This is a genomic window from Actinomyces sp. ZJ308 (assembly GCF_011752065.1).
Classification (GTDB): domain Bacteria; phylum Actinomycetota; class Actinomycetes; order Actinomycetales; family Actinomycetaceae; genus Actinomyces.
Window position 1 is genome coordinate 106709 of the sequence record NZ_JAAIJY010000003.1, and the last position, 16434, is coordinate 123142.

Sequence of the window (16434 nt, forward strand, 5' to 3'; positions counted from 1 at the left end):
AAATAGTTTATATTACTGATTTAACAATAAAGGATTTCCATCTTCGTTAAATTCCACCCATTTCGCCCCTTCGGGAAGTCCTTCTTTATTCAATTCAAGGTCTTGAGGGAAAGAAATTTTGTCTTCATCTTTAAGGTTCACGTTAAATAAAGATCCGCGAAAGTTAACCCCCTCCTTAAACGTCACGCCAGAGAAGTCTGCTGCTCCAACAAAGTGTGCCCCTGTATGTTGGTAGCTGGAAGACTTGCATTCTCCTGGAGAGCATAATGGACAGCTGAAGCTAACTTGTTTTTCGAATATGGAGCCCGTGAATTTTGTGTCGCCATAAAACTTTGTTCCACAAAAAGCGACGTCTTTTTCGAAGTGAATGAACTTAAATCGATGTTCCAGTGCTGAAATATTTTTGAATTCTGAATTCGAAAAGTTGACCGTACTTTTGAAGTGAGCGTTATCGAACTCCGCTCTCCCAAAGTATGCGTTATAAAAGTTGGCGGCCTTGAAGAATGTTGCTTCTTTAAAGCCGGCTTTTTCTTCAATGGAGAGACCCGTAAAACTGCAGGTTGAAACCAGAGTTGTCTCTTGAAGATTGATTGAACTAATGCGAGCTAGGTTTAGGCTAATATCTTCCACTAGCGTAGTTCGGTGAAGATCTAAATCAAGATAACTCCATTGGCTTGTGCCTTTTCTAGGTACTCTCTCTGTGCGGTTTGATATTGCATTCCAAATCGTTGATTCTATGGCGTGGTCTAATCGTGTAGGTATGGAGCGATTGGTTCGAAGGTAGCCGCATAGGATTTCGACAACGCGTTTGTTATAATCAACCCCGTACTTTTCGCTTCCGTAGGTATCGGCGACGTCGGCCAACGCGTAGACACCTGCGATGCGAACCTGAGGTGATTCGGAGCCCAATTGTTGAACTGCGTCAGCAAGTTTTTGTCGGCTTCAGTTTCTTCTAGGTGCGCTCGGTCCTTTTCCGCACCAGACTGCTCTCGGTACTTAATGACAAGATAGCCGACTCCTCCTATTCCACCAATGGTGGTCAAGGTTGTCTTGACTTGGTCTAACGGATCTGCTGTTAAACGATGTCATCCTGAAAATAGTCGATCAGGCTAGCTGCCTGAACCCCATACGGCACTGAGGAGTGTATATGCAATTAACCCGAAAAGCACCCAGATTGTAATCGCAAGAAATAGCGGCAGTCTTCTTTTTCTTAAATAAAGCGTGGCGATAAATGGTGTTATAGCGATGCCGACAGAAAAGACAAGTGCCCTGAAGTCGTAATTGTATTCATTGTTGATTCTGAATTCAATTCCCAGTAGGTAGCAGAGGGTTGTTGTTGATGTAGTTAAAAATACTGTCGCTACGATCGCTTCTACTGCGTAAGTCTCTATTGTGTTTCTGATGCGACTTTTGTTTGTTTGAGTCTGCTCGTTCATTCGTTTCCGGCTTTCGTGATATGCGATTCAATTGTTAAGTGGGGTGTGGGGTATTGCTGCTATAGACTACAGCAACTACATCGACGCGTGTTCTTGTTGGTCTGATCGCTCTCATGCACGTTGCGCAGTACCATCGGAGCACGATGACAGACGCTTCCGCCTCCGTGCCCGCTGAGCCTCCTGTAGGCCAGGGCTCCACCTCCGCCGCACCGCCACCCATCCGGCCTGCCGACGGCCCCGCCCAGCCCACCTCCACTGCCCCCGGCGCCGAGGTGGTCCGCACTCTCACCCTGCCGGAGGACGTCGCCCCCGTAACCCTCTTGGGTGCCCGGGACGAGGTGCTGCGCGCCATCGAGAAGGGCTTCACCGACGTCGATATCCACGTGCGCGGCACCGCCGTCACCGTCTCCGGCCCCGCCGCCCGCGTCGACACCGTCGTCGTCCTCCTGTCCGAGCTCATCGACGTGGCGCGCACCGGCACGCCCCTGACCGCCGACGCCGTCGAGCGAGCCATCGGCCTGCTGGAGACCGCCGCCCGCCCCACCGAGGTCCTCACCGACGACATCCTCACCTCCCACGGCCGCACCATCCGGCCCAAGTCGCTGGGCCAGAAGGCCTACACCGACGCCATCGAGGAATCCACCATCACCTTCGGCATCGGGCCCGCCGGCACCGGCAAGACCTACCTGGCCATGGCCAAGGCCGTCGACGCCCTGGCCCGCAAGCGCGTCTCGCGCATCATCCTCACCCGCCCCGCCGTCGAGGCCGGCGAGAACCTCGGCTTCCTGCCCGGCAGCCTCACCGACAAGATCGACCCTTACCTGCGTCCCCTCTACGACGCCCTCCACGACATGCTCGAGCCCGAGGCCCTGCCCCGCCTCATGGCCGCCGGCACCATCGAGGTCGCGCCCCTGGCCTACATGCGCGGACGCACCCTCAACGACGCCTTCGTCATCCTCGACGAGGCCCAGAACACCAGCCCCGAGCAGATGAAGATGTTCCTCACCCGCCTCGGTTTCGGCTCGCGCATGGTCGTCACCGGGGACATCTCCCAGGTCGACCTGCCCGGCGGACGCGAGTCCGGCCTCATCGTCGTACGCAGGATCCTCGCCGGCGTCGAGGGCATCAGCTTCTGCGAGCTGGGCTCTGCCGACGTCGTCCGGCACCGCCTCGTGGGCCGCATCATCGAGGCCTACGCCCGCCACGACGCCGAGACCGCCGCGCAGGCGGCCGCCGCCCGACCCGCCGGTTCCGGTAACCGCAACGGCCGGGACAGCCAGTACCGTCGGGGGAGCAGCAACCGCCCCGCCCGGCCCCACTCGGAGAGGAACCCGCATGATCATTGAGACTGGGAGGCGCGAAGCATTCATACCTCACGAAAACGTCGAATCATCTGTTTGCATGACGTGGATTGTGCTATAGTTACGAACTAAGAAGTTCCGCGCGGATGGTGTGATCTATTGCGTGAACTGATATCTAACGAGACCGGAGAGGGCGATGACTACAATCATCTCAATGTTCAACCATAAAGGTGGGGTTAGTAAAACCACCACAGTATTTAACTTGGCTTGGAGGTTAGCTAAATCTGGGAAACGGGTTATTATGGTGGACGCCGATCCCCAATGTAATCTCACTGGTGTGGTTCAAGGCTTGAACCCTATCTGGTCCGACGGTGAATTTGCTGAGGTTTCGGATACCCAGGAAAGAGAGTATGCCGAAGTTCAGGATCGTGTTGAGAGCGAATGGGCGGGCATCGAAGATAAATCTCTTTATGAGGCGCTTCGCCCGGCTTTTGAATCTGAGCCAAGACTTATGGAGCCGGTTGAGTGTATTCCCGTCGATGGCTGCTCGGGGTTATTTCTTCTTCCTGGAAGTCTTAGGCTCGGAGAGTATGATGTCACTTTGAGTGTGGCCTCGGAGCTCAGTTCAAGTCTTCTTTCTTTTAAGAATGTTCCGGGGGCGGCCAATTATCTCCTGCGCACAACTGCCGATGCGATTGATGCGGATTATGTCATAGTTGACATGAATCCAAGTTTAGGCGCTCTTAATCAGAATCTTGTATGCATTAGTGATTTACTTATAGTTCCAACAGCGCCAGACTATTTCTCTGTGATGGCTTTGAGGTCGCTTGCTCAAATTCTACCTCGGTGGATAAGGTGGGCAAAGAGAGCAAGTAAGAATGAAATCTTGCGCAGCGCGTCTTACCCGTTCCCTGAGCCTAAACTTAAGTTGGCGGGAGTGGTAATTCAACGCTATCGGCTATACAAGTCTCCAACCGAAGATAACTTGTATGGGACCCCTTCTGGGTCATTTGCTGCGTGGATTGAGCGTGTATCGAAAGCAGTTTCTGAAAACTTTGTGCCAAGTCTCCGGGATGCTGGAATGCTATTCGATGAAGATGAGTATAAGCGTGCAGGAGTGCCTAGTTCTCTAGTCTTAGCTAGGATTCAAGAGTTCAACAGCTTGTTGCCGAAGTCTCAGGAATATAGAGTGCCTGTCTATGAGCTGACGGATAAGCAGTTAAGGCAAGCTGGCGTGGTACTAGATGCGTCTAAAAAGCAGATTCGTAGCCTATCGAGAATCTTTGAGGAATTCGCGAGTCGCGTCATCAAGTTGAATGGGTGATTACTGTGTCGTTAGGTGAAGTGGCAACGACCGTCGCCTATGCGCTTCTTGAACAGGCTGATGAACTCAAGAAGACTGCTTTACTGGTTAACTTGAGTGATGATGCAAAATCTGCATGCTTGAGAGCTTCGTACTTATTCTGCGTGGCTAGTGTGGATTCATATTTCGGTGAACTTGCCTATGATGCTTCCACTCGTGTGGTGAACTACGGGGAAATTGGCGACCTTCGACGTCTTGCTGATTTCCTAGGTGTTAAATTTGATGTCCTTCAGGATGAGCGTGGCTCTGAACGAATTGACTTAAAGATTAGGCAAGAGGTCGATAAGATGACTTTACTTAAGCCGGACAAAATTGATAGAATGATACTGAATATATTCGGGTTTGATGGTAGTCGTCAAGGCGATACAGTTTGGCACGACATAGCACTGCTTGCTCGATCTAAATATAATAGTGTGCGCATGCAGCTTGATTTGATATATGAGCGCCGTAATAAGATTGCCCATGCTGGCGACTGGGATATGCGAGAGTTTTCTTTTCGTCCTATTAGTGAAGAACGTGTCGACGAATCTCGTAGGTTCGTTGGGGATGTGATTCGTGGTACGCAAGTGTGGATTGAAAGAAATTCTCAGTCATTCAATGGTGGTCGTTTGTTTTCTGCTGAAGTGAAGTGATTTAATAAATCATTTGTTTGCAGAGAGGAACCCGCATGACCACTGAGGTCATCAATGAGACCACCACCGTCATCGACGCCGCCGAGTTCGCGGACCTCGCCGACCACGTCCTGACTGCCATGCACGTCAGCCCCGCTGCCGAGCTCAACATCATGTTCATCGACCCCGAGCCCATGGAGGAGCTCCACGTGCGCTGGCTCGACCTGCCCGGCCCCACCGACGTCATGAGCTTCCCCATGGACGAGCTGCGCCCCGGCTCGGCCGACTCGCCCACCCCCGCCGGAACCCTCGGCGACATCGTCCTGTGCCCGCAGGTCGCCGCCAAGCAGGCCCTGGCCGCCGGCCACTCGGCCGTCGAGGAGATGCTCCTGCTCACCGTCCACGGCATCCTCCACCTCCTGGGCTACGACCACGCCGAGCCCGAGGAGAAGAAGGAGATGTTCGACCTCCAGCGCCGCCTCCTGCTGACCTTCCTCGCCGAGCGCGGCAAGTGAGGACCGCGTGACTGGTATCCCCACCGCCGCGCTCATCGCCTGCGCGGTGATCGTCCTGGCCCTGGGCGCCCTGCTGTCCGCCGGCGAGTCCGCCCTGCTGCGCTTCACCCGCGCCGCCGCCGATGACCTCATCGAGGAGGGCCGCCGCGGCGCCGTCCGCGTGCGCCGCCTCGCCGAGCACCGCACCCGGGTCCTGGCCTCCCTCAGCGTCGCCCGCGTCGCCGTCGACATGCTCGCCGCCGTCCTCATCACCCTGGCCGCCTCCGGGCTCGTGCGCGCCTGGTGGCAGGTCCTGGCCCTGGCGCTGCTGGCCAACATCATCCTGCTGGGCGTCGTCGTCGGCTTCTCCCCGCGCAGCTACGGGCGGCGCAACCCCGCCGCCACCCTCCTGACCCTGGGCCGCCTGCTCACCTGGGTCGACGTCCTGGGCGCCCCGCAGCGCCGCCTCCTGTCACGCACCCGCCGCGCCGAGGCCGCCCCCACCGACGCCGAGACCCGCGAGGCCGTCAACGAGGACCTGCGCGAGATGATCGACGAGATCGGCGAGACCGACACCATCGAGGACGAGGACCGCGAGATGATGCGCTCGGTGGTCGAGCTCGGCCAGACCCTCGTGCGCGAGGTCATGGTCCCGCGCACCGACATGGTCACCATCGACGCCCACAAGCCCGCCTCCGCCGCCATGCGCCTGTTCATCCGCTCCGGCTACTCGCGCGTGCCCGTCATCGGGGAGGACGCCGACGACGTGCGCGGCATCCTCTACCTCAAGGACGTCCTGCGGCGCCTGGCCGCCCACCCCGAGCACGAGGGGCTCGCCGTGGCCGGCTTCGTGCGCGACGCTGAGTACGTCCCCGAGATGAAGCCCGCCGACGACCTCCTGCGCGAGATGCAGACCGGCCGCTTCCACATGGCCCTGGCCGTCGACGAGTACGGCGGCACCGCCGGCCTCGTCACCATGGAGGACCTCCTGGAGGAAGTCGTCGGCGAGCTCACCGACGAGCACGACCCCGAGCTGCCCGAGGTTGTCGAGGTCGCCCCCGGCACCTACCGGGTCCCCGCCCGACTCGCCCTGGACGAGCTCGGCGAGCTGTTCGACCTCGAGATCGACGACGACGACGTCGACACCGCCGGCGGCCTGCTCACCAAGGCCATCGGCCGCGTCCCCCTGCCCGGCGCCGCCGGCGACATCCAGGGCGTCCACCTCCAGGCCGAGGAGACCGCCGGACGCCGCCGCCAGGTCGCCACCATCCTCGCCTCCCGCACACCCGCCCCAGACAAGGACACCGATGACTGACAGCACCGACAGCTCCTCAGATCCCCTTGAGATGCCCGCTCCCGGGCCGGCCCCGGCCGGCTTCCGCTTCCCCACCGACGCCGAGCTCATGGACGGCCCCAACCCGTTGACCGATCCCGATGAGGAGGAGGTCGACGACGAGGACGAGACCGAGGAGGCTGCGGTCGATGATGAGCCCGACGGTTCCGACGCCGCGGCCCGGCTGGACGCCGACGGCTTCCCGATCCTCGACGAGGACGACGAGGACGACGAGGACTCCGCCCGGGTCGAGATCGTCGTCCCCGACTTCCCCGAGGACTTCCGTGCCGGCTTCGCCTGCATCGTGGGCCGCCCCAACGCAGGCAAGTCCACCCTCACCAACGCCATGGTCGGCACCAAGATCGCCATCACCTCCGGTCGCCCCCAGACCACCCGCCACAACGTGCGCGGCGTCATCCACAAGGACAAGGCCCAGATCGTCCTGGTCGACACCCCCGGCCTCCACCGCCCCCGCACCCTGCTGGGCAAGCGCCTCAACGACCTCGTGCGCGAGACCCTCACCGACGTCGACGTCGTCGTCTTCTGCATCCCCGCCAACGAGAAGATCGGCCCGGGCGACCGCTTCATCACCCGCGACCTCGCCGAGCTGCGCACCCCCGTGGTCGCCGTGGTCACCAAGGCCGACACCGTTACCCGCGAGGCCCTGGCCGCCCAGCTCCTGGCCGTGGGTGAGCTGGGGGACTGGGCCGACATCGTCCCGGTCTCGGCCAAGCGCGACGAGCAGATCGACGTCCTGGAGGAGGTCCTGCTGAAGCACATGCCGCTGTCCCCGCCGCTGTACCCCACCGGCGAGATCACCGACGAGCCCCAGCAGGTCATGATCGCCGAGCTCGTGCGTGAGGCCGCCCTGGAGGGCGTGCGCGACGAGCTGCCCCACTCCCTGGCCGTCGTCGTCGACGAGATCGCCGACCCCGACGACGAGCGCGAGGTCGGCCGCATCAAGGGGGTGGGAGGCCGCCTGCAGGTGCGCGTGAGTCTCGTCGTCGAGCGGGACTCCCAGAAGGCCATCATCATCGGCAGGGGAGGCCGGCGACTCAAGGAGGTGGGCGTCAACGCCCGCAAGGGCATCGAGGAGCTGCTGGGTCGCAAGGTCTACCTCGACCTGCACGTGCGCACCGCCAAGGACTGGCAGTCCGACCCCAAGGCCCTGGCCCGACTCGGCTTCTAGGGCCTCGCCTTCCCGACTCGATCAGGCACCGGGACCAGAAGCGGCCGCGGTACAGGAAGCGGTATAGGACAAGGTCAGGACTGACATAGGACTTAGGTGTCTTGCGAAACGCCGGCGACCTGTTCACCGGATCGGTCGCGCACTGGGGGTGTTGTACCGCACACTATGAGTGTCTGATGCCGACCCGAGCCCGGAGGCCCACGCATGACGAACACCGCCGTTCCCAGCCCGCCCCAACGCACCGACGCCGGCGCCACGAGCCGCCGCTGCCCCGACGACCTGTGGGAGCTGGGGGAGCGGGCCGTCGCCCGAGCGCGCCGGTGGGCTGACGAGTCGGCCTCCGAGTCCACGCCCCGCTCGGCCAAGCTCCTGTCCCGGATCCTCGCCGACCCCGAGGGCCTGACCTTCACCACACGCTTCGTCGACGACGTCGTGCGCCCCACGGACCTCGACGTCGCCAGCGACGCCCTCAAGCGCCTGTCCACTGGCCGCACCGACTTCCTGCCGCCCGCCCTGGCCGGGGCCATGGGCCTGGGCTCGGCCGCCTCCCGCCTCGCCCCACGCACCGTCACCGCCGTCGCCAGGCGGGTCTTCCGGGAGATCGTCGGCGACCTCGTCGTCGACGCCACCGACAAGGGGCTCGGCCCGGCCCTGGCCCGCCTGCGCAAGGGCGGCAACCGCCTCAACGTCAACCTCCTGGGTGAGGCCGTCCTGGGGGAGAAGGAGGCCGCCCGTCGCCTGGCCGAGGTCTCCCGCCTCGTGACCCGCGACGACGTCGACTACGTCTCGGTCAAGGTCTCCGCCGTCACCGGACCGCACAACCCCTGGGGCTTCGAGGAGGTCGTCGCCCACGGCGTCCAGGCCCTCCTGCCCCTCTACCGGCTGGCCCGCGACCACGGCACCTTCCTCAACCTGGACATGGAGGACTACAAGGACCTGGACCTGACCATCGCCGTCTTCACCGCGATCCTGGACCAGGAGGACATGCGCGGCTACGAGGCCGGCATCGTCCTGCAGGCCTACCTGCCCGACTCCCTGGGCGCCATGCAGCGCCTCCAGCAGTGGGCCTCCCGGCGCGTGGACGCGGGCGGCTCACGCATCAAGGTCCGCATCGTCAAGGGCGCCAACCTGTCCATGGAGAAGGTCGACGCCGAGATCCACGGCTGGGAGCTGACCACCTGGCCCACCAAGCAGGCCACCGATACCAACTACAAGCGCATGCTCTCCTGGGCGATGACCCCCGAGCGCACCCGCGCGATCCGCCTGGGCGTGGCCGGCCAGAACCTGTTCGACATCGCCTTCGCCTACGAGCTGCGCGCCGCACGAGGCGTCGAGGATGATGTCGAGTTCGAGATGCTCTCGGGGATGGCCACAGACATCCAGGAGGTCGTGCGCCGCGAGACCGGGCACCTGCTGCTCTACGTGCCCGTTGTCGACCCCGGCGAGTTCGACGTCGCCATCTCCTACCTGGTGCGCCGCCTGGAGGAGAACGCGGCGCCCGAGAACTTCATGTCCGACGTCTTCGACCTGGCCGACGACGAGGCGGTCTTCAACCGCGAGCGCGACCGCTTCCTGGCCGCTCTGGCCGACCTCGACCCGGACGCCCCCGTGCCGACCCCCAACCGCACCCAGGACCGCCTGGCCGAGCGGGAGGCCGGTATCCCCGAGGAGACCGGGACCCTGGAGGAGCGCGCCAGGCGTCCATTCGTCTCCGAGCCCGACTCCGACCCGGCCCTGGCCGCCAATCGCCAGTGGGCCCGTGACATCGCCGCCGCCATCCCGGACTCCACGCGGGGCATGGCCGAGGTGGAGGCAGGGGCCGCCCGCCTGGCCACGAACGGAGAGGTCGACGCCCTCGTGGCCGCCACCGCCGAGGCCGCCGAGGTCTGGCAATCCATGGAACCGGCCGAGCGGGCCGCCGCCCTGCACCGGGTCGGGGACGTGCTGGCCGCCCGGCGCGCCGAGCTCATCGAGGTCGCCGGCTCCGAGGCCGGCAAGACCATCGACCAGTCCGACCCGGAGGTCAGTGAGGCCATTGACTTCTGCCACCACTACGCCGAGTCCTCCCTGCTCCTGCACGATGACGACTACATGGTCGGGGCGCGTTTCGCCCCGGTGGACGTCACCGTGGTCGCCTCGCCCTGGAACTTCCCGCTGGCCATCCCCACCGGGGGCGTGGCCGCGGCCCTGGCGTCCGGCAGCGCCGTCATCCTCAAGCCCGCCCCGCCCGCCCGGCGCTGCGCGGCCGAGCTCGTGCGCGCCTTCCACGACGCCGGGATCCCCGACGACCTCGTGGTGCTCGCCCCGCTGGAGGACGGCGACGTCTCACGTCACCTGGTGACCCACAAGGACGTCGATCGGGTGGTCCTCACCGGCTCCTACGACACCGCCCGCCTCTTCCGCTCCTGGAGGCCGGACATGCACCTGTTGGGGGAGACCAGCGGCAAGAACGCCATCATCGTCACCCCCTCGGCCGACCCTGACATCGCCGTGCGCGACGCCGTCTACTCGGCCTTCGCCCACGCCGGCCAGAAGTGCTCGGCCTCCTCCCTGCTGGTCCTGGTCGCCTCGGCCGGCACCTCCGAGCGCATCGCCCGCCAGCTCGTGGACGCCACCGCCTCCCTGCGGGTGCGCCTGCCGCTGTCCCTGGACTCCCAGATGGGGCCCGTCGTCGTGCCCGACGACGAGAAGGCCGTGCGCGGCCTGACCACCCTGGGATCCGGCGAGCACTGGATCCTCAAACCCCGCTACCTGGGTGACGGGCTGTGGACACCCGGCATCCGGGCCGGGGTCGTGCCCGGCAGCGAGTTCCACCTCACCGAGTACTTCGCACCCGTCATCGGTGTCATGCGCGTGGACACGCTTGAGGAGGCGATCGAGGCGGTCAACGCCGTCGACTACGGGCTCACCTCCGGGCTCCAGACCCTGGACGCCACCGAGCTGGCCATCTGGCTCGAGGGCGTCCAGGCCGGAAACCTCTACGTCAACCGCGGCATCACCGGGGCCATCGTGCGCCGCCAGCCCTTCGGCGGCTGGAAGCGCTCGGCCATCGGTTCGACGACCAAGGCCGGTGGCCCCTCCTACCTGCTGGGGCTGGGCGAGGTCGAGCCCGCTCGCGGCCAGGGCGAGGGGGAGGCCGGTGACCTGGGGGAGCAGGGAACCGCCGCCCTGGACCCGCGCGTGGCCAGCCTCTGCGACGCCGTGAGCGGCCAGCTGGATAGCGAGGACCTGGCCGAGCTGCGCCGCGCCCTGGTGGCCGACGCCTCCGCCTGGAGGACCGGCTACGGCGCGAACCGCGATGTGACGGGCCTGGCCTGCGAGCGCAACATCCTGCGCTACCGCCCCGTCGACGTCGTCGTGCGCGCCGGACGGGGAACCGCCCTGGCCGACGTCGTGCGTGTCATGGCGGCCGGTGTGCGAGCCGGCGGCTTCATCAGCCTGTCGGTGGCCGACCGCCTGCCCCAGCCACTGCACAACGCGCTGCTGGCCGCAGGCGTCCAGGTGACGGCTGAGGACCAGGACGCCTGGGACATCCGCCTGGCCGAGCTGGCCGCCTCCGGCGGGCTGGGCGCGCGCGTGCGCGTCATCGGCCCACGTGAGGAGGCCCCGGCCGCCCGTTGGAGTCACGCCAGCCGGGTGACCGGAGGGAGTCCCGACATCGCCCTGTACACGGGGGCCGTGACGGCCTGCCCGCACTCCGAGCTGCTGCCCTTCCTGCGTGAGCAGGCGGTGGCCATCACCAACCACCGCTTCGGCACGCCGCTCGACCTGGCCGAGGGCCTTTTGTAGGCCGGGCGGCGCCTGCCCGGACCTGCCCGACCCGCTCGGCAGCCGCCATCACACGTACGGGGACATCCTGCACCTACGGGGACGGTTTTTCTGTCCCCGTAGGTGCAGGATGTCCCCGTCGGCGTTGGATGTCTTCTCCAGTGCCCGCGATGGCTTGTCAGCTTCGCTCCGTTGCTACCATGTGTGCTACCGAAGTAGCATGACGGTATGAAACTCAGCGTGAGTCTGTCGGAAGCGGATCTGGCCCTGCTGGACGAGTGCGTCAAGCGCGACGGCCTGACATCGCGTTCGGCTGGTGTTCAGAACGCGATCCAGCTGCTCGGCAAGGCCGGCCTCCAGGATGCCTACGCCGAGGCATGGGGGGCCTGGTCTGATTCCGAGGATGCAGCCCTGTGGGACGGGACTGTTGCCGACGGGCTCGACGGAGACTCCCGTGCTGCGCGGTGAGATCCGCATCGTTGATCTCGAACCTGTCGTCGGAAGTGAGGCGAACAAGCGACGCCCTGCGCTTATCGTCAGTAACGACCACGCTAATGCGGCAGCCGCGCGTCTCGGCCGTGGTGTTGTGACCGTCGTCCCGTTGACGAGCTCAACCGCTCGAGTCCTTCCCTTTCAGGTCTTCCTTCCCTCTGAAGCAACCGGCCTGCCTCGGGACTCGAAGGCTCAGGCGGAACAGGTCCGTTCCATTGCTGTGGAGAGAATCGGGGAGGTTGTCGGTTGGTTGCCCGGCAGTCTGATGAAGCGAGTGAATGAGGCTCTCGCGCTGCATCTCGATCTGTGAAGCAGGTTCGACGTGTGCGGCGTCTGCTTCGGGTTGGTGCGTCACCTGAGGCGGGGGAACTCCTCGAGGGAGAAGACCGACTCCACGGGCACCTCGAAGTAGCCCGCGATGCGCAGGGCCAGGTGCAACGAGGGTGCGTACTCGCCGCGCTCGAGGTAGCCCACAGTCTGGTAGTGGACGCCGAGCGCCTCGGCGAGCTCACGGCGGCTCACCCGCCGATCGGTGCGCAGCACCGCGATCCGGTTGTGGACGACGTCGTCGGACATGGTCACAGGCCGGTCTGGGAACGGATGGTGGACTGCATGCGGGCCAGGCTACCGATCGTCTCCTTGCGGAAGCTGCGCCGTACGACGAACGACGCCCCCGCGAAGCCGATGACCGTCCAGGCCACCAGGACCCCGACGGCGAGCACCGGGGAGAAGATGCCGCCCACCTCCCACGAGGGGTCGTCCACCAGCGCCCACCGGGTCAGGTGTCCCGACCAGTATGTGGGCAGTGCCAGCTGAACCGCCTGAACCCACTGGGGGAGCCGGTCCATGGGCATGAAGAAGCCGCTCGTCCCGATCAGGGCGAAGACGGGCAGGTAGGTGATCATGAAGGTGTAGACGCCGCGCACGAAGGCGCCCAGGAGGAAGCCCAGCGGAGCCGTCGCGACGGCGGACAGCACGATGAGCGGCAGGCAGGCCAGCACCTGTGAGGCGCTCAGGGGAAGGGCCTCAACGAAGAGGGCCCCGCCCAGGAGAATGGTTCCCTGGAAGACGACGGTCTGGGTGATCGACGACATCGTCTTGCCGATCGCCCACGTCAGGGGGCCGTGGGGCAGGACGCGCACCCGCAGCAGAGCGCCGCCGATGCGGTCGGTGTAGGCCTCGCCGGCGATCTGCAAGGTGATGAAGCAGCTGATCGTGCCGATGCTGCTGGCGATGAACATCGGGCCGAAGGTCGCGTGGGCCTCGGCGGTGGCCTGGGTGTGCCTACCGACCACAATGATGCCGGTGACGGCGATCAACAGCGCGCCGCTTGTTCCGACAAGACCGGCTCGCAGGTCCGAGCCTGCCTGACGGGAGGCCGCGCGCAGAACGGCCTGGACGGTGCGGGTGCTCATGCTCGGGACTCCTTGCTGACAAGGGAGAGGTAGGTCTCCTCCAGGGTGGGACGGGTGATGGTCAACCCGGTGACGGCGTCGAGGTCGAGTTCCTTGACGAAGCGCTCGGGGCAGTGGGTGGTGTGGACGTGATGGGCGCCGTCCTGGACCCAGGTGACCTCGGCGCCGCCCTCGAGGCGCTCACGAAGCTCGGTGACCGTGCCGTCGGCGATGATCCGCCCCTCGTTCATGATGAGCACCCGTGAGGCCAGGCGCTCGGCCTCGGTCAGGTCGTGGGTGGTCATGACGATGGTGGCGTCGTCGTCGACCCGGGCCAGGATGAGATCGTGCAAGCGCGCCTTCGACGCCGGGTCCAGGCCGGTCGTCGGCTCGTCCAGCACGAGGAGTTCGGGTGCGGCCAGGAGGGCGGCCGCGAAGTCGATGGTGCGTCGCTGTCCTCCGGACAGGCGCGACAGGCGCGAGTCGGCCTTGCCGGCCAGCCCGACGGCGTCGAGCACCTCCTCGACAGTGCTCACCCGCCTCGCCGCTGTCAGCTGGACCGAACGGATCCACTCCAGCTGGTCCCTCACCCGCCACTTGGCGTGGTCGGTCCAGCTCTGCTGGACCAGCCCGACCCTGGCCCAGAAGTCGGCGCCCGCCCGGCGCGGGTCGGTGTCGAGCACGCGCACCCTGCCGCTCGTCGGGGTCAGGGAGCCCAGCAGGTTCTCCACGAGGGTTGTCTTGCCCACGCCGTTGGGACCGAGCAGGCAGACGACCTCGCCGGCCTGGACCGACAGGTCGAGTCCGCGCAGGACCGGGACGTCCCCGTAGGAGAACTCGAGGTTCTCCGTGATGATGACTGGAGGCATCACACAAACCCTCCTCAGTAGAAGCGCGACTGAATGTAGCAGAAATACTACATAGTGGTGTTGATATTCGTCGAGTCGGAGGGGCTGCTCGGTGGCTGACCGCCTCGTCGGTCGTCTCACCCAGCGGTCCCGCCCGGCGGCCTTACCTGACGACGGGTCGTCATCGGGGTAGGGTCTACGCCGTGCGAGCGACTCCACGGCCTGATGCCTGGCAGCGGGTAAGCCTCCTGCTTAGTCGCCGCGGCGGGGCCTGACAGGCCGGCACCCCGACCGCGGCTGACCCGTCCTGCTCGGCCACGTTCCCGACCGCGTCTCCCGCATCTCCGGAGCTCTCCAGGCCTCCACCGGGACCGCCGTCGGAACCACGAAGCACCTGATCCCAGGAGAACCCCGATGCGCCACGCCCGCCCCGCCCCCCAGCAGCCCTCCGGCATGCCCTTCGCCAAGTACCGGCCCTTCCTCGACGTCGTCAGCATCGACCTGCCCGACCGCACCTGGCCGGACGCGCATATCACCACCGCCCCCCGCTGGCTGAGCACCGACCTGCGCGACGGCAACCAGTCCCTCATCGAGCCCATGGGACCGCAGGCCAAGCGCGCCATCTTCGACCTCCTGGTGTCCATGGGCTTCAAGGAGATCGAGATCGGCTTCCCGGCCGCCTCCCAGACCGACTACGACTTCGTGCGCTCCCTGGTCGAGGACGGCGCGATCCCCGAGGACGTCACCATCTCGGTCCTCACCCAGTCGCGCGGCGAGCTCATCGACCGCACCCTGGACGCCTGCGTCGGCATCCCGCGCGCCACCGTCCACCTCTACAACGCCCTGTCGCCCCTGTTCCGCAACGTCGTCTTCCGCATGGACCGCGACCAGATCCGCGAGCTCGCCGTCGACGGCACCCGCCAGATCATGGCCCGCGCCGAGAAGGTGCTCGACGAGGACACCGTCTTCGGCTTCGAGTACTCCCCGGAGATCTTCGTGGACACCGAGCTCGAGTACAGCCTCGAGGTCTGCCGGGCCGTCATGGACGTGTGGGAGCCCGAGGGGGACCGCGAGATCATCCTCAACCTGCCCGCCACCGTCGAGCGCGCCACCCCCAACGTCTACGCCGACCAGATCGAGTGGATGAGCCGCCACCTGCCCCACCGCGACGCCGTGTGCCTGTCCCTGCACAACCACAACGACCGCGGCTCGGGCGTGGCCGCCGCCGAGCTCGGCCTCATGGCCGGCGCCCAGCGCGTCGAGGGCTGCCTGTTCGGCCACGGCGAGCGCACCGGCAACGTCGACCTGGTGACCCTGGCCCTCAACCTCTTCAGCCAGGGCGTCGACCCCATGCTCGACCTGTCCGACATCGACGAGGTCCGCCGCATCGTCGAGCGGGCCACCGGCATGGACGTGCCCCCGCGCACCCCCTACGTCGGTGAGCTCGTCTACACCTCCTTCTCCGGCTCCCACCAGGACGCCATCAAGAAGGGCTTCGCCGCGCGCGCCACCCAGGTCGACGCCAAGAAGGCCGAGGGACTGACCGAGGCCGACGCCGAGATCGCCGTGCCCTGGTCCATGCCCTACCTGCCCATCGACCCCCACGATGTGGGCCGCTCCTACGAGGCCGTCGTGCGCGTCAACTCCCAGTCCGGCAAGGGCGGGGTGGCCTACCTGCTGGGCACCACCCGCAAGCTCGAGCTGCCGCGCCGCCTGCAGATCGAGTTCTCCCGCATCGTCCAGCGCCACACCGACACCTACGGCGGCGAGGTCGACGGTGCCCGCCTGTGGTCCATCTTCGCCGACGAGTACCTGCCGGCCGCCGCCGCCCCCGAGGCCGGGCTCAGCCGCTGGGGCCGCTTCGAGCTGCGCGGGGCCACCCTGACCTCCACCGGTGACGACGAGGACTCCACCCTCACCATCACCCTCGTCGACGGCGGCCAGGAGAAGCACCTGACCGCCACCGGAAACGGGCCCCTGGACGCCTTCGTCACCGCCCTGGAGAGCACGGGCCTGAGCGTGCGGATCCTCGACTACGCCGAGCACGCCCTGAGCGAGGGGCGTGACGCCCAGGCGGCCAGCTACGTGGAGTGCGAGGTCGACGGTCAGGTCCTGTGGGGCGTGGGCATCGACCCCTCCATCACGACCTCCTCCTTCAAGGCCGTCATCTCCGCCCTCAACCGCGCCCTGCGCTGAGAGGGCGTG

General features: G+C 65.0%; 15 protein-coding genes. 10 read left to right on the plus strand and 5 right to left on the minus strand.

What is annotated here, in order from left to right:
* Positions 1-12: 12 nt before the first annotated feature.
* Positions 13-864, minus strand: coding sequence for a pentapeptide repeat-containing protein (locus HCR68_RS02415; protein ID WP_167145837.1), 852 nt, complete (start codon positions 862-864; stop codon positions 13-15).
* Between the two features lie 245 nt (positions 865-1109).
* Positions 1110-1436: a hypothetical protein gene (locus tag HCR68_RS02420; protein ID WP_167145839.1), complete on the minus strand. Its 327-nt coding sequence runs from the start codon at positions 1434-1436 to the stop codon at positions 1110-1112.
* A gap of 143 nt (positions 1437-1579) precedes the next feature.
* Between HCR68_RS02420 and HCR68_RS02425 the strand changes: the two genes are divergently transcribed.
* The 9 genes from HCR68_RS02425 to HCR68_RS02465 all read left to right on the plus strand — a co-directional run bounded on the left by HCR68_RS02425 (position 1580) and on the right by HCR68_RS02465 (position 12297).
* Positions 1580-2782 carry a PhoH family protein gene (locus HCR68_RS02425; RefSeq protein ID WP_208320476.1) on the plus strand — a complete coding sequence of 401 codons (1203 nt, stop codon included), beginning with the start codon at positions 1580-1582 and terminating at the stop codon, positions 2780-2782.
* A gap of 151 nt (positions 2783-2933) precedes the next feature.
* Positions 2934-4061: an AAA family ATPase gene (locus HCR68_RS02430; protein ID WP_167145841.1), complete on the plus strand. Its 1128-nt coding sequence runs from the start codon at positions 2934-2936 to the stop codon at positions 4059-4061.
* A gap of 20 nt (positions 4062-4081) precedes the next feature.
* A complete protein-coding gene (locus HCR68_RS02435; protein WP_167145843.1) occupies positions 4082-4732 on the plus strand; it encodes a hypothetical protein in 651 nt (216 codons plus the stop codon).
* A 35-nt stretch (positions 4733-4767) separates the two neighbouring features.
* Positions 4768-5226: an rRNA maturation RNase YbeY gene (ybeY, locus tag HCR68_RS02440; RefSeq protein ID WP_009233916.1), complete on the plus strand. Its 459-nt coding sequence runs from the start codon at positions 4768-4770 to the stop codon at positions 5224-5226.
* Between the two features lie 7 nt (positions 5227-5233).
* Positions 5234-6520: a hemolysin family protein gene (locus HCR68_RS02445; RefSeq protein WP_167145845.1), complete on the plus strand. Its 1287-nt coding sequence runs from the start codon at positions 5234-5236 to the stop codon at positions 6518-6520.
* Positions 6513-7727: a GTPase Era gene (era, locus tag HCR68_RS02450; protein ID WP_243858884.1), complete on the plus strand. Its 1215-nt coding sequence runs from the start codon at positions 6513-6515 to the stop codon at positions 7725-7727. The genes HCR68_RS02445 and era overlap by 8 nt, the downstream gene beginning before the upstream one ends.
* A gap of 204 nt (positions 7728-7931) precedes the next feature.
* The gene (locus tag HCR68_RS02455; RefSeq protein ID WP_167145847.1) at positions 7932-11516 is read left to right on the plus strand and encodes a proline dehydrogenase family protein; all 3585 of its coding nucleotides are present in this window, start codon (positions 7932-7934) and stop codon (positions 11514-11516) included.
* 207 nt (positions 11517-11723) lie between these two features.
* On the plus strand, positions 11724-11963 hold the full coding sequence (locus tag HCR68_RS02460; protein ID WP_167145849.1) for an antitoxin: 240 nt from the start codon (positions 11724-11726) through the stop codon (positions 11961-11963).
* Entirely contained in the window at positions 11950-12297 is a 348-nt protein-coding gene (locus HCR68_RS02465; protein WP_279586956.1) for a type II toxin-antitoxin system PemK/MazF family toxin, read from the plus strand. The genes HCR68_RS02460 and HCR68_RS02465 overlap by 14 nt, the downstream gene beginning before the upstream one ends.
* Before the next feature lie 41 nt (positions 12298-12338).
* Here HCR68_RS02465 and HCR68_RS02470 read toward each other — a convergent pair whose 3' ends face one another.
* Genes HCR68_RS02470 through HCR68_RS02480 form a run of 3 tightly spaced genes read right to left on the minus strand, consistent with a single transcriptional unit; the run spans position 12339 to position 14250 of the window.
* The gene (locus HCR68_RS02470; protein WP_167145853.1) at positions 12339-12563 is read right to left on the minus strand and encodes a helix-turn-helix transcriptional regulator; all 225 of its coding nucleotides are present in this window, start codon (positions 12561-12563) and stop codon (positions 12339-12341) included.
* 2 nt (positions 12564-12565) lie between these two features.
* A complete protein-coding gene (locus HCR68_RS02475) occupies positions 12566-13402 on the minus strand; it encodes an ABC transporter permease (RefSeq protein WP_167145855.1) in 837 nt (278 codons plus the stop codon).
* A complete protein-coding gene (locus HCR68_RS02480) occupies positions 13399-14250 on the minus strand; it encodes an ABC transporter ATP-binding protein (RefSeq protein WP_167145857.1) in 852 nt (283 codons plus the stop codon). Before HCR68_RS02480 ends, HCR68_RS02475 begins: the two co-directional genes overlap by 4 nt.
* 393 nt (positions 14251-14643) lie before the next feature.
* On the opposite strand from HCR68_RS02480, the gene leuA reads away from it, so the two are divergent.
* Positions 14644-16425 (plus strand): 2-isopropylmalate synthase, encoded by a 1782-nt coding sequence (gene leuA / locus HCR68_RS02485; protein WP_167145859.1) that lies wholly within the window; start codon positions 14644-14646, stop codon positions 16423-16425.
* Positions 16426-16434 lie beyond the last annotated feature (9 nt).